At 59.8% G+C, this 13,414-nt stretch carries 13 protein-coding genes and 2 pseudogenes; 7 read left to right on the top strand and 8 right to left on the bottom strand.

Translation table 11 applies throughout. The features are described from left to right. Positions 1–20 precede the first annotated feature (20 nt). From ligD to ASD63_RS04505, 3 genes are all read right to left on the bottom strand, one after another. Complete coding sequence (ligD, locus tag ASD63_RS04515; protein WP_060528807.1) at positions 21–2,663, bottom strand: DNA ligase D; 2,643 nt, start codon at positions 2,661–2,663, stop codon at positions 21–23. Positions 2,664–3,005: 342 nt separating this feature from the next. Beyond that, positions 3,006–3,416, bottom strand: coding sequence for a hypothetical protein (locus ASD63_RS04510; RefSeq protein ID WP_034799804.1), 411 nt, complete (start codon positions 3,414–3,416; stop codon positions 3,006–3,008). Positions 3,417–3,775: 359 nt separating this feature from the next. Next, the gene (locus ASD63_RS04505) at positions 3,776–4,093 is read right to left on the bottom strand and encodes a hypothetical protein (RefSeq protein ID WP_034799802.1); all 318 of its coding nucleotides are present in this window, start codon (positions 4,091–4,093) and stop codon (positions 3,776–3,778) included. Positions 4,094–4,341: 248 nt separating this feature from the next. Here ASD63_RS04505 and ASD63_RS35965 point away from each other — a divergent pair, with 248 nt between their 5' ends. Together ASD63_RS35965 and ASD63_RS04495 are read left to right on the top strand one after the other, a co-directional pair. Next, positions 4,342–4,836: a DUF6438 domain-containing protein gene (locus ASD63_RS35965; protein WP_244495230.1), complete on the top strand. Its 495-nt coding sequence runs from the start codon at positions 4,342–4,344 to the stop codon at positions 4,834–4,836. A 143-nt stretch (positions 4,837–4,979) separates the two neighbouring features. Continuing rightward, positions 4,980–5,466, top strand: a pseudogene (locus ASD63_RS04495) (NAD(P)H-dependent oxidoreductase); the annotation flags it as partial. A gap of 78 nt (positions 5,467–5,544) precedes the next feature. Here the strand turns inward: ASD63_RS04495 and ASD63_RS04490 are convergent. Genes ASD63_RS04490 through ASD63_RS04480 form a run of 3 tightly spaced genes read right to left on the bottom strand, consistent with a single transcriptional unit; the run spans position 5,545 to position 8,012 of the window. After that, complete coding sequence (locus ASD63_RS04490; RefSeq protein WP_034799800.1) at positions 5,545–6,327, bottom strand: SDR family oxidoreductase; 783 nt, start codon at positions 6,325–6,327, stop codon at positions 5,545–5,547. Between the two features lie 15 nt (positions 6,328–6,342). Continuing rightward, the gene (locus ASD63_RS04485; protein WP_244495229.1) at positions 6,343–7,539 is read right to left on the bottom strand and encodes an aminotransferase class V-fold PLP-dependent enzyme; all 1,197 of its coding nucleotides are present in this window, start codon (positions 7,537–7,539) and stop codon (positions 6,343–6,345) included. Further along, on the bottom strand, positions 7,533–8,012 hold the full coding sequence (locus ASD63_RS04480; RefSeq protein ID WP_060520498.1) for a RidA family protein: 480 nt from the start codon (positions 8,010–8,012) through the stop codon (positions 7,533–7,535). The genes ASD63_RS04485 and ASD63_RS04480 overlap by 7 nt, the downstream gene beginning before the upstream one ends. Before the next feature lie 100 nt (positions 8,013–8,112). On the opposite strand from ASD63_RS04480, the gene ASD63_RS04475 reads away from it, so the two are divergent. Both ASD63_RS04475 and ASD63_RS04470 read left to right on the top strand, forming a co-directional pair. Continuing rightward, on the top strand, positions 8,113–9,054 hold the full coding sequence (locus ASD63_RS04475; RefSeq protein ID WP_335669425.1) for a LysR substrate-binding domain-containing protein: 942 nt from the start codon (positions 8,113–8,115) through the stop codon (positions 9,052–9,054). A 439-nt stretch (positions 9,055–9,493) separates the two neighbouring features. Continuing rightward, positions 9,494–10,603 (top strand): NAD(P)/FAD-dependent oxidoreductase, encoded by a 1,110-nt coding sequence (locus tag ASD63_RS04470; protein ID WP_034799795.1) that lies wholly within the window; start codon positions 9,494–9,496, stop codon positions 10,601–10,603. A 312-nt stretch (positions 10,604–10,915) separates the two neighbouring features. On the opposite strand, the pseudogene ASD63_RS04465 reads toward ASD63_RS04470, so the two are convergent. Then, a pseudogene (locus ASD63_RS04465) lies at positions 10,916–11,320 on the bottom strand (type II toxin-antitoxin system VapC family toxin); the annotation flags it as partial. After that, positions 11,320–11,574 (bottom strand): type II toxin-antitoxin system Phd/YefM family antitoxin, encoded by a 255-nt coding sequence (locus tag ASD63_RS04460; RefSeq protein WP_034799793.1) that lies wholly within the window; start codon positions 11,572–11,574, stop codon positions 11,320–11,322. The gene ASD63_RS04460 and the pseudogene ASD63_RS04465, both read right to left, overlap by 1 nt. Positions 11,575–12,257: 683 nt before the next feature. On the opposite strand from ASD63_RS04460, the gene ASD63_RS35960 reads away from it, so the two are divergent. From ASD63_RS35960 to ASD63_RS35950, 3 genes are read left to right on the top strand one after another with little or no spacing between them, the layout of a single operon-like run. Next, the gene (locus ASD63_RS35960; RefSeq protein WP_244495228.1) at positions 12,258–12,533 is read left to right on the top strand and encodes a hypothetical protein; all 276 of its coding nucleotides are present in this window, start codon (positions 12,258–12,260) and stop codon (positions 12,531–12,533) included. After that, positions 12,530–12,952, top strand: coding sequence for a hypothetical protein (locus ASD63_RS35955; RefSeq protein WP_244497212.1), 423 nt, complete (start codon positions 12,530–12,532; stop codon positions 12,950–12,952). The genes ASD63_RS35960 and ASD63_RS35955 overlap by 4 nt, the downstream gene beginning before the upstream one ends. Continuing rightward, positions 12,937–13,407 carry a hypothetical protein gene (locus tag ASD63_RS35950; RefSeq protein ID WP_244495226.1) on the top strand — a complete coding sequence of 157 codons (471 nt, stop codon included), beginning with the start codon at positions 12,937–12,939 and terminating at the stop codon, positions 13,405–13,407. The genes ASD63_RS35955 and ASD63_RS35950 overlap by 16 nt, the downstream gene beginning before the upstream one ends. The last annotated feature ends 7 nt before the right edge of the window (positions 13,408–13,414 follow it).

The following is a 13,414-nucleotide window of genomic DNA, read 5'->3' as shown; positions in this document are numbered from 1 at the left end:
TGGTCTTGGCGCCCTGCCGTTCAACGCTCATGCCGCAGCCTTTGCTTGCCGAGCCGCTTGATGGCCTGTTCGAGCTCGCGCTGTCCGTCGCAATAGTCCTCCCACGCAATCGTCTTCGTTAGCAGCGCCGGTACGGTCCGCACGGTGAACCGCTTCGGATCGAGATCGGATTTGACCTGCGTCCAGGTTAGCGGCATCGACACCGTGGCGCCCGGACGCGCCCGTGGCGACAGCGGGGCCACCGCCGTCGCCATGCGGTCGTTGCGCAGATAGTCGAGGAAGATGCGGCCTTCCCGCAGGCTTTTCGTCATCTTGATGAGATAAAGGTCTGGATTATCGCGGGCCATCTCCTGGCAGACGTCACGGGCGAAGCCCTTCGCCTGCGCCCATGAAAGCGGCGTACGCGCGTTCACGGCCAGCGGCGTCACCACATGCAGTCCCTTGCCGCCAGTCGTCTTGCAGAAGCTGACAAGTCCGAGATCATCAAGCCGGTCCCGCATTTCACGGGCGGCCGCAACCACAGCCGCGAACGGCACATCCGGACCGGGGTCGAGGTCGAAGACCAGCCGGCCCGGCACCTCCGGATTTCCTGGTTCGCAGTTCCATGGATGTAGTTCGATGCCGCCGATCTGGGCGACGGCGACGAGGCCTTCGACACGGTCGACTTGCAAATACGGCTTCTTGTCGCCGAACACCTTGACCAGCTCCAGCAGGTTTGACGTACCCGGCATGGCGTGGCGTTGGAAAAACTGTTCGCCGCCAATGCCGTCAGGCGCGCGGATGATCGAACACGGCCGGCCCCTGACATGTTCGATCAGCCAAGAGCCGACCGCTTCGTGATACCGGGCCAGCTCTTCTTTGGTGACGGCCTTGCCGTCGTCGGCCTCCGGCCATAACGGTTTGTCCGGATTGGAGATGAGCACGCCCATGACCTCGGCCTTCGCGCCCTTGCGGCGCGGGACATTGTTCACCATCGGCGCGGGCTTGGGCGTTTTGGTCGTCGCGGGGGATGCCGGCTTTTCCGCCTCCACCTCATCGGCCGGCTTGTCCTCCCGCAGGCCCTTGAAGGCGGCCTGGCGGACTTGCCCGTCTGCGGTCCAGCCAGCGAATTCGATCTCGGCGACCAACTCGGGTCTCACCCAGACGACTTCCTTTTCGTTCTTCGGCGCGCCGATCCCCGTGAACGGCGACTTCGTCGTTTCCACAGCCTTCAACTTTGGCAGCAGTGTTTCGACCTTCTTGGCGCTGTAGCCTGTGCCGACGCGGCCGACATAAACGAAATGCTCACCGCGATTGACGCCGGCAAGTAGCGACCGGAACTTGCCATTCGTCTTGGCGTATCCGCCGATAACCACTTCATGCCCGGCGCGGCATTTCGATTTCGCCCAGGTGTCGGTACGGCCGGACTGGTAGGGCGCATCGGCATGCTTCGAGACAATGCCCTCGAGGGAAAGCTTGCACGCAGAACGCAGGACCGCATCGCCGCCCGTCTCGAAATGCTCGACGAAGCGAAGACGAGGATTGTCGGTCGCATCTGCTAGCAGCTCCTGCAAACGCGCCTTTCGATCGGTAAGCGGCCTCGGCCGCAAATCCTCGCCGCCGTCGAACAGGAGGTCGAACGTGAAATAGACCAGGTTGCCGGTGGTGCCTTCCGACAAGGCGGCCTGAAGCGCCGCGAAATCCGGAGCGCCATTGTCGTCGAGCGCGCAGATCTCGCCGTCGATAATGCAGTCGGGCAGTTGGGAGGAAGCTCTCGCTATCTCCGGATATTTGGCCGTCCAGTCCAGCCCTTTGCGGGTCTTCAGCATGACCTCACCGTCAGCGACCCGCATTTGGATGCGGTATCCATCGAACTTGATCTCATGCAGCCAGTTCTTCCCGACCGGCGGGCGCTCCACGGTTTCGCAGAGTTGCGGAGCAATGAAGTCGGGCAAGTCAACCCCGGTCGACGCCGCCACATCCGTCCGACCCCTCTCTTTGCGTTTACCGGCTGCGCGCCCTTGCTTGCTATCCCAGACTGCGTCGGCCTCGACCTCACCGCTCGCCATCATGAACGGCTTGGGCTTGCGCCCCTTGCCGCTTGCGATCTGCTCCATGGTTCGTCCGGAAGCCACCGAGGTCATGTTCTCATCTAGGATGGCAGCGCCGTTCTCTTCAACGGAATGATCGTCATGATGCTTGATCAGCAGCCAATTGGTGCGCTTACCGCCGTCGCGGTCGTTGCGCATCCGCACGAGCACGAAGCTGCCATTTAGGCGCTTACCCTGCAGCACGAATTTCAAATCGCCCTTCTTCAGGGCTTCCTCCGGCGACTTGTTTCCTTCCGGCTCCCAATAGCCCCGGTCCCACAGCATGACCGTGCCACCGCCATACTGGCCTTTCGGGATGGTGCCCTCGAAATCCCCATAGCCGAGCGGATGATCCTCCACCTCGACCGCCAGCCGCTTGTCATGCGGATCAAGTGACGGCCCCTTCGTCACAGCCCAGGACTTGAACACGCCGTCGAGTTCGAGGCGAAGATCGTAATGAAGGCGCGTCGCGTCGTGTTTCTGGATGATGAAGCGAAGCCGATTGGCCGGCTTGACAGCGGCCGCGCCGCTCGGTTCCTTTGTCTGCTTGAAGTCCCGTTTCTTCTTGTAGGTTGAGAGCTTGTCAGCCGCCATGATCGACCTCAATCCATCCCATCAGGAAATTCCTTACACTGGAGTCGAAAACCCCCGCGCCGGATTGTTGTTCCTCCAAGGACAGGTCCCGCCTGTCCGATGGCAGGTGTTTCGTGTGAAGAATATCCTCTGCCGGCGGCGCGGTGGTTAGGCACAGCCGATGCCATTGCCAAGCAACCTACCGAGCTGCCTTGTCCGTCAATGGGCTCGCAGACCGTCAAGGTGCTTGATGGGATCTGCCTAGTCACTCGGCGCCTTGAGGGACATCGCCGCTCCCTTTTGGGATCGGCCTGGTGGTCGCTACCGCAGGCGCTCCGTTGGCGGCGGCGCCGACGATTCTTTCTAGCGGTAAATGTCGAGCGTGCGATTACGGTGGTTCGGATGGGTGCTGTAGACGAAGATGCGGTTGAGGTCGCGGTCCGTCAGCATGCGCAGGAACCGCGCTTCGATAATGTTGTTACCATGCACCCGCTTTGTCAGGCAGCCGACCATCTGGATGCGGGCGCTCGGGATGTCCAGGTAGAAATTCTGTGGCAGCGTGTACTGCGTGAGGATGCTGATCAGGGCGCCGCTTTTCGAAAGCTTGATGATTTCGCAGCGACGAGAGCTCAGTTGCGTCATGCCCTTCTCAGTGTATTCGATGCGCGCATCGTTCCGCGTGTCCTCCATTGGGAAGTTGGTTTCCCGATCGTACATGAAGGACTCTTGCTTGTTCAGGAAGTGCTGATACATCACCGGCGCCGCGCCTCTCATCAAAATGCCTTTCCGTATCCCCTTTTGAAACAGACTAGCGGCAGAGATTTAACAGAGGGTTTGGACGACCGATCCACTGAGCCGTCAACCCGTCGGCTTCCAAACGTCGCGCGGTAACCTTGCTCACCGCTGTCGACCGCTGAATTGGGAGGAAAGCTGTTCGCCTTCGCCAAGCCAGCCTACATTCGTTTCGCATGCGACGGCGAGACTCTTGGGGATCTGCGAGCCCCGATTATCCCCGCGGACCCCGGCCGAGTACCATCGATATTCCCCGGAATGGAGCTGATTGGCGCGTCCTCGGTCGCCGCTTCCCGACGGGGGGCGATCCTGGCTTGAAAAACCGGCCTTGAAGCGAGAGGTCAGAAGTTGCCGGGATCGCGAAACGGAAGCGCGACCGATATTATTCGACGAAAAGTCGCCGTATCGCGTGATCTCCAAAGGGCCCATGAAAGCCCCGCAAAGGCAATGGTTACAGCCGCGCCTACCAGTCGATACGTCCTTCGCCTCGGACGAATTGCCACTATGCCCATGTTCTCAACACGCGTCTGCAAGCGACGCACCTGCTTTCTAAGTCGATTGATTTCCTTAGCAGTGTTTCTCTGCTGTGCCGGAATGCCCACGAAATCTTTAGTGGGATCGACGATCGCCTTCGGAATAGGCAGCCCGATATCGGCCATGTTTGATCCTCCTGCATATTTGTAGGTAAACAGTACCTTGGGAGTTTTGTTCCAACCGACCGGCCCCTCGCTAAGGGCAGACGCGTGACCCGCCCGGATACAGGTCAAGATTGTCAGCCACAAAAGGGCGTTGACTGGGACTGCGTATTGGTTGAGGTTGACTTCTTAACACGCAAAAGATGCTGACCCGTGACACACGTGTTGAGCGGACCTGACGACCGGCCCAGGGTCCTGAAAGGGTGCACGATATGATTCTGGTTGCGAAGATTATAATGGCTGCGGCAGCGCTGCTGGTGGAGCAAAGCCAGACGCCGAGCATCATTGTCGAACGCAAACCATGTCTCGGCGAGTGCCCAGTTTACCGTTTCCAGGTGAGCGCCAGCGGGGGTATGTTCGAGGGCCGGCGCTTTACAAGCGTTCATGGCGAACAGCCTTTCTCGATCACGCCAAAGGAATGGTCCACCTTTCAGTCGGCACTCGCACCGCATCGGCCACAAGGAACGGAGACCATTACCGTGGGGCATGCGCGGTGCAGACAGTTTGCCACGGATCATGCTTCAGTCTCGGTGACGTGGATCGAGGTCGGACGTTCTGACCAGCTTGTCTTCAATTTCGGCTGCAGGGATCCGCGGAACGATGCTTTGGCGCGGACGCTTGCGGATGCGCCCGATTTGCTTCAGGTGGGGAAACTGATCGAGGATCGCCGTCTTGAGGATGGAGCCTGGGATCGTCCAGCAAAGTGAGGCTCTGAGGGCGACTTACGACCAGGGCCTTAGAGTTAATCGCTGGGACGCTTGTGGGTTGAAAAGCAAGAGCCGTCGCCTTCCGCCTCCTTAGCGCACTGGGGGTACTTGGGAGCATTTCGGGGCTGAGGTGTGCTTCATCTGATCCCTCCGGCTTACCGCTTCCGGATGATGCACCCGTGCGCCATCCGAAGGTCCAGGAACGCCGGGAACTTTCGGCATGGTCGGAGGGCCAGGTCTGGGGCAGCCCGGAGCGCCCCAGGATCATGAAGGCGCAGATCGACTGGATCCCGCTGTCCGTCGGCTCGATCTGTGCGACGCAGGGGAAGTCCCTTGCGGTCATGCAAGTCGGGTGGTTCTCAGTCCTTCGATGCCATCAATACCCTCCGGCTGCCCGGCTGCTGGATGCGCATGATCACGATCCCCAAACGTCAGTCGCAAGGCCTATCAGGAGTACGACGGAAATGGGCGTATGAAGCCATCGTCCCACTACGACCGCGTTGTCGACCTCTGCGAGGAGCTGATGAAATTCACGCTGCTGACGCGTCGGCCTATCTCGTCGACCGATACAGCGAGCGCAAGGAAGACGCGGAGAAGCCGGAACAGCGCGTCAAACTCAAGTCGATCTGATCATCAAAGGGTATTCGATAATATTCGAATACCCTCTGACACGGAAATGAGGTCCGCGATGCCGTGAGACGTTGGAACTTAAGCAAGCGTCGACCTGAAAGCGCCACCGTCGAGCAGAATGTTCTGGCCGACAATATAGCCTGCGTACTGGCTGCAAAGAAATGCCGCGGCAGCGCCGAACTCCTCAATCGTGCCGAAGCGCCCGGTCGGATTCTCCGCATGCGCCTCCTGCCGCGCCTGGTCGATTGAGATGCCCTTCACTTCTGCCCGTCGCTGGAGAAGCACGGCTACACGATCAGTCTCATGTGACCCCGGTAGGAGGTTGTTGATCGTTACGCCATGTTTCGCGACTTGCCTTGCCGTCCCTGCCACAAAACCGGTCAGTCCGCTGCGGGATGCGTTGGACAGGCCCAACTCCGGGATCGGTGACTTTACCGAGGCGGAGGTGATGTTGACGACGCGCCCCCAGCTCCTATCGATCATACCGGGCAGAACCGCTTTCATCAGCAAGATCGGGGTCAGCATGTTAGCGTTCAGTGCGTTCAACCATTCATTCGTCTCCCAATCAGTCCATAACCCAGGCGGCGGTCCCCCTGCGTTGGTCACGAGGATGTCGGCTTTCGGTTCCGCTTCGAGAAGCTCTTGCCGACCTTCTACGGTCGTCACGTCTGCTACCACGGCATAGACTTCGGCACTTGTCAGCTCGCGAAGCTCCCTCGCGGTGGCCTCCAGCGCGTCCCGGTTACGACCGTTCAGGGTAACGATCACGCCCGCCTCTGCGAGCTTCTGCGCCACGCCTCTGCCCAGCCCTTTCGAGCTCGCGCAGACGATCGCGCGCTTGCCACTTATTCCCAAATCCATCGTGGTTCCGTCCTTCTATTGGATCGCATCTTTTGCGATGTGCTCAACCGCATGGATCAGGCCATCCACCTCTCCCGCCGTATTGAAATAACTGACCGAGGCTCGAGCTATTTCCTGCAGTCCGCGCGCCGTCATGTCGAAGGGCGTGTAGGGTACGCCGTTCGCCCCGATTGAGATACTCTTCTCTGCTAGTCTGCGTCTCACAACCGATGCCGAAATTCCCTCCACCGTGAAAGAAACAAGGCCCGACTGTTTCTCCCCGAGATCGCGCACCTCAACCGCCGGAATACGTTTCAACCCGTCCCGAAGCCGGGTTGCCAGTCGGGCTATGCGGGCTTGGATCGCCTCGACACCCAACTCCGAAGCCAGCGCGAGTGCTTCGCCGAGCCCCAGGAGCAGTGATATAGGCGCTTCGGACGTTTCGAATAGACGAGCATCTTTCCTCAGCTCGACTTTTCCATTCACGAGAGGGCCGGAGCTCACGTCAACGAAACTGGGATCGAGCTTCTCAAGAAAATTGGAGCGAACGTAGACGAGAGCCGTTCCGCGCGGCCCTCTAACGTATTTCCTGCCGGCCGCCTTGAGCACATCGCAACCTATCCTCGACACATCGATAGGAAGCTGACCAAGTGCCTGCCCGGCATCCACGAAGTATGGGATGCGAGCCGCGTTGGCGACCCGCCCGATGGCTTCGGCGTCGTTTATCAATCCCCCGTTGGCGGGAAGCCATGTTAGCGAGATCATGCGCACCTTGTCGTCGATCATTGCGGAAAGAGCGTTCGGATCGACACTGCCGTCTTCCGCGCAGGGAATGGTCTCGATACTTGCCCCGGCATGGCTTGCCGCACGCTGCATCGATGCGACATTACCGCCCCATTCCTGTCGCCCAATGAGAATGCGCTCGCCCGACCTCAGCTGTGGCAACGCGGCAAACACGCTCCCCCAAAGGGCAGACCCCGATCCACCGAAGGCAACCTCGCCTTCGTCGGCGCCGATGAACTTGGCAGCATTGGTACGAAGTATCGCAAACTCGTCCGCAACCAGTGCGGCAGCTTCCATCGGACCTCGCGTCGATTCCAGCATCAAGTGTCCGACAATCGCTTCGGTGACCCGCCTCGGTGGGAGCGAAGCTCCGGCGTGATTGAAGTGACTTCGCTGGGCGCAGCCGGGTGTGTCGTTGCGCAGGCCGTCGATTATTGCGTCGGTCAGCACCTGGTCTCCTCCAGTTCAACAACCGCATCGATCTCGACGGCTGCCCCCGAGGGAAGCGAACTGACACCAATGGCGGCCCTCGTGTGCTGCCCGGCTTCGCCGAACACCGCAACCATCAGATCGGAGGCACCGTTTGCAACCTTCGAGTGATCCTTGAACTCGCTCGTTGCCGCGACGAATACGCCAAGCTTCACGATGCGGCGGACAGACGAAAGCGAGCCGTCTGTATTGGAAGCGATCTGTCCGAGAAGATTAAGGGCTGCGATGCGCGCCGCTTGCACCCCCTGCTCGTGAGATATGTCCGCACCCAGGGTGCCTGCAATGATCTCACCGGCCGGCGCCTTGCTGATCTGACCGGAAATGAACAACAGGTTGCTCGTGTGGACCACCGAAATGTAATTCGCAGCCGGAGACGTCGGCGCGGGAAGTTCCAGGCCAAGAGTAACCAGTTGGTCACGGATGGAAATCGTCATCGTTTTCTCCTTTTCTTTCTTGCTTCATGAAAGAAATCCGAGGAGCCCGCCAATTCAAAGCTTTGCGCCCTGCGATCGAATTCGTTAATATCAGCCGTCATTGATCCGCGAGGCATCGGCATTGCGCAGTTCCCCGTTCCTCCCACCCCTTTCCGCGGCCAGGGTCTTCCAGGTGGTAGCAAACCGAGGGAGCTTTCGATTGGCCGGCGAGGAACTGCTCATTACGCAAAGCGCGGTGAGCCACCACATCAAGCAGCTCGAGAGTGCTCTCGGTACTCCACTCTTTCGTCGCAAGAGTAAAAGCATTGAGCTGACCGAGGCGGGCACAATGTTTCTTGCCACCGTCGACGAGGCCTTCACTGTGCTGTCGGAGGGCACCGCGAGGGTGCGCTCGCGATCCGGGCAGACCAGCTTGCGTGTGAGCCTGCTTCCCTCTTTCGCCGCCAACTGGCTGGTCAACAGACTTGGCAGTTTCCTCAAGAGCTACCCGGCGATCGAACTCGAATTGGATCCGACCCTGCGCATTGTCGATGTCGGGCGAGGCGAAGCGGATATCGCGATCCGATTTGGCGATTTTGGCGGGAGCAAACAGTCCTGCGTGCACCTCGCAAACGAAGATTTGTCTCCGGTGTTGAGCCCGGCGCTATACGGAGACGGATCCCAGTTTCAATCCGCGCTAGACCTACTCAACCAAGAGATATTACAGGCCAAGAGCGGCCTCGAGTGGCAGCTGTGGTCGGAGGCAGCCGGATTTCCGCTTGAGAGGGCCAAACAGACCCGGCTGACTGACTACAACATTGTATTGCAAGCTGCTCTTGATGGTCAGGGTGTCGCCATGGGGCGAGGCCTTCTTGTTCGGGAGCATATTCGGGCGGGGCGCCTGGTTAGGCCCTTTTCGGCTTCGTTGAGCTCACAGAAAGCTGCATACTGGGCAGCCTTCGACCCGCTCTCGAAGAAACTCGAAGCGATAGAGGCGTTTGTCGCCTGGTTGAAAAGTGAGATGACCCTATCGGCGCAGAGAACGTCCGGCCCCATTTTTTGATCGATGCAATCGTCGTCCCAACGGTAAGATTTACCGGCGGATACCTCTGGACGCGCTCCACCAAGTATCTCTTCACAAAACCCGAATGTTGGATGACATGCAGGCTGACTAGAACCTCAACACCGAGGAAGTAGCACTTGTTCCCCATAGAGTGGCAGACCCGGCTCTACCCCAGTGAGGCACCTTCCAGTCGATACATTGTGCGATCAGATCGTGAGGCTTTCGGTCTCTCCTCACTTTTTCTTTGGCGTGGAAAATGAAATCCGTCTAATTGGGGCTGCAACGACCGCTAGGCCGCTTCCGCCCCAAAAAACATTCTCGCCGAAGGCATGGAAGCGCAACCCGGGCGATGCAGGCGGAGTACAAGGGGAGACAGCGCCCCGCCCACTTGTCCGCCGACCCCTGTCGAATTAGGCTCCATTCTGGGAGCGACCATCGAGTGGATACCCATGTCGTCATTGTCGGAGCCGGGCCGGCCGGCCTTGCGGTCGGCGCCTGCCTAAGACGGGCGGGGCTGGATTTCGTCATCCTTGAAATGGCGTATGAGATCGCCCCTGCCTGGCGACGCCACTACCGGCGGCTGCACCTTCATACGGTGAAGGCGTTCTCCGCGCTGCCGCACATGCCATTCCCCAAGGACTATCCGCGCTATGTGCCGCGCGAGAAGATGGTCGCCTATCTCGACGCTTATGCCGAGCGTTTCGAGCTACGACCGCGCTTCGGCGAGACGGTCAAGTCCATCCGCCGCAAGGACGGCGGCTACCTGGTCGAGACCGGAACGGAGACCTTCTGCGCAGGCCACGTCGTGATCGCGAGCGGCAACAATGCTGAGCCCTTCGTTCCCAGCCTGCCCGAAATCGAGGCCTTCAAGGGCAGGCGGCTGCACAGCGCTGACTACACTGAAGCCGCGCCCTTCGCCGGCCAGTCGGTTCTGGTTGTCGGTATGGGTAACACCGGCGCTGAGATTGCGCTCGACCTTGCCGAGTGTGGCGCCCGCCCGACGCTGTCGGTACGAAATGGCATCCACATCGTGCCGCGCCAGCTGTTCGGCGTGCCGATCCAGATCATCGCCATGGCAACCCAACCGCTGCCGCGAGCTGTGAACGACCGGTTGTTCCCCACCATCCTCGACCTCGCGCTAGGTAAGCTCGAAAAATACGGCATCGCCAGGCCGAAGCAGGGCATTCTTGAGCAGATCAACGCCGGACGCATCCCGGTCATCGATGTCGGCACGGTGAGAGCGATCAAATCCGGCGACATCAAAGTGGCATCAGACATCAAGCGTTTCACCGAGCGCGGTGCCACTTTCGTTTCCGGCAGGCATGCGGAGTTCGACAGCGTCATCCTCGCGACCGGCTACCGGCCGAGTTTCGAGAAGTTCCTGCCGGCGGCATTGCGGCCCGGCAAGAGCGGCGTCACTCGCCAAGCCGCCGCGCCCGGCCTTTATCTCGTCGGTTTCCACAATCCGGTCACCGGCTTGCTCAGGGAGATCGGTCGAGAGGCGGCCGCGGTGAGCGCGGATATCGAGCGGCGGAGCAGCACAAAGTGATTGCGTCAAAGTTTCAGCGATGGGTGCTTCGTCCGCGCGCGCCCCAAACATGGAGCATAGGGGTGGTCGCTACCCGGACGCCGATCAGCTTGTCATCGCCGCCGACCTACAATAAGGTTCTCGCAATGGGAAAGTCCAAGGCTAGGCTCGGCTCGGCATCGCCATGCAACGCGAGCGCCTCGCAATAACGACCGTGATTGAGCCTCCGCTCACTGCGGAAGATCAATCAATTGCATACCGCAAGATCCAAGCCCCGGCGAACAGTTGGTCCGAAAAACTATCCTCGAGAAGGGTGTCCGTCGCGCCGGGCGACGCCGACGTTTCCCAAGGACTGATTACGGAGGCATCTGTGTCTTCGAAATCCTTGAAGTTGCGCGTGACAAGGATGAGATCGCGGACGATCGCGGTCGCGGCGATCAACCCGTCAATATCACCGCGGGGGCGGATTGCCGCGATGCGGCCCCATTCGACCGCGATTTGGTCTGTTATAGGCAAAATGCGGTCGCCATGGTCGTGGCGCAGCTTGCGCAGCCATTCGGTGAGGTGCGCTGCAGTCTTCGGATCCGACATCTGTTTCAGGGCAATGCCGCGCATGATTTGGCCGAGGGTGAGCGCGCTCAGGTGGATGCTGAGCGGATCGACAGAGCGCAGCCAGGACACCGCCTGCGACGTGCCACGTCGCGCCTCTGACACAATGTTTGTGTCAACCAGGTACATCAGAATGCCACATCGCGGCTTGGCGTCTTGATGCGTACATTCACCGCATCAGCGAGTTGGTCGTCCCAAGCGGGACCGCCAAGCAGGTCATTGACCAACTCCGGCCGGCCAGCCCGTAGGGCGTCGTAGTCATGAGCGGACAGTACAACGGCGGTGCGCTCCCCGCGCAGCGTGACAATCTGCGGTCCCTCGTGGCGGGCCTTCTGCACCACCTTCGAGAATTGGTCCTTGGCGTCCTGCAGTTGCCATTCCATAGCTCCACTCCAAGTTGGCTGGACTGTCTAGCTATATAATTCCTGTCGCTCGCGATTTAACGGGGAAAAGCGCGATCGATAGAGCTCTGCCCGCAACGCCACGCGAGCTCACTCGCAGGACTTGCATGCGACACTGAACTTGCTGAGCAATTTTGGCCAGATCTTCCTTTTGTCGGAAATGAATGGTGCACGTTACGCAATCATTTTGGCCCGGAACGGGAACAGCGCAGCAACTAGGGTTTGTCAACCCAGGCCCTTCGCACCTGGGTCGCCGGCGTCGGTCGGGGCAGGCAACGCGAGCCCGAGCCTTGCTCTTGCCTGACCGAACACGGCTCGCACGGTTCATCCTCCATCCGGGCTAATGGCGGGACGGTCACACGCATGATAGATTAATATTAGTTATTGCGCATATTCATGTGCTTGTATTTGTACTTGTTGGAGGCGACATAACTCGCATTCCTTCAATGGACGTTTATGGCTTGCCTACGCTGTCGGTGGGGAATTTTTCCGGCTGACTTTCCTCTCGTCGACCTTTCCGACATTCGCTGGAAGCCACCGCAACCTGACGGGATCGCTCGGACCGCCGCGCGGCAGGCATGTGGGGGACTGCGCGGCTGCGACCGGCACCTAGGCCGGGTCGGTTTCGCATCCGGTATGAGGGAGGGGACATGCTGAAGAATATGATGCTGCTGTTGATCTCGTTCACCGTGGCGCCCGGTGCCGGGGAAGCAATACTGCGCATGTTTACGCCGTTTCCGATCGGCACACGGACGCATCGGAGCATCGACGAGAAATATGGCTATCGCCTCGATCCGGCACTCGGCGACGTAGGCAAGGCCGGCTTCCGGGATCCACCTGGAGCAGGTCATGACTTTCAGGTCGCGGCGATCGGCGATTCGATGACCTATGGCAACAACGTTGATAGCGCGCATTCCTGGCCGCTGCTTTCGCGGCAATGACGGGGCAACGCACGTACAACCTCGGCGTCGGGAGCTACGGTATCTACACCTATCACGCCATCGTGCACGATGCTTTGGCCGCGGGCGCGAAAGGCAACATTGTCGCCGTATTCCCTGCCAACGACTTCGCAGTCGTCTTTTCCGCCTGTGATATCAAGAATGCCCGTTCCGACTTCTGGCTCTCAGAGCAGAGGCGGCTTCATCTGCAGGCCCTGTTCGGTGACGCGGGAGGTTATTGGCAGTGTGCCGAGCAATCCGCGAGCCTCAAGACGAAGCTTGTCGAGAATGTCGCGATCCTGAGTGTCTATCACCATGAGATCGGGGAACGACTAAAGACTCTTTACGCCCGACTGTTCAAACCGGGCGATGATGAAACATCCGAATACTACACATTTCCGGACGGATGCCTTCCGTCCTGAAGCGCTATGTCGACGACCACGGCCGCATGGCGGATCTGGCGTCACCCGAAACCGCAGCAATGTTCAGCGACTTCCAGCGGTTTGCGGCCGATTGGGCACAGCAGCGGCCGGGGCGGGTGGGCATTCTGCTCATTCCATCGAAAGAGCGCGTGATCTTCGAATGCCTGCGTCGCCATGACCGGCTGGCGTCAGCTGCGCCGGAATTTGTCCTCAGCGTTGAACGTCAGGTTGCGCTTGAGAAAAAGATCCGCGAGACCGCAGAGGAGCTCGGTTTGCCGTATCGCAGCGCGCTTGCCGCAACCGCCGATGCCCTGCAGGATGCGATCCTAGCTGGGCAGCGCCTTTATCCTGAAAGAGACGGCCATCCGTTTGAAGCCGGTTACAGCGCGTTCGCACGGACAGCATCATTGCTTTGGGATGAGATGACGGTGAGGGCCGCCCAGCCTGGCGACTAGTCGGGTT

It is taken from the genome of Ensifer sp. Root558, assembly GCF_001427045.1.
GTDB lineage: Bacteria > Pseudomonadota > Alphaproteobacteria > Rhizobiales > Rhizobiaceae > Ensifer > Ensifer adhaerens.
Note: the sequence above shows the minus strand (reverse complement) of the source record. Positions and strands in the feature narration are given on the sequence as shown.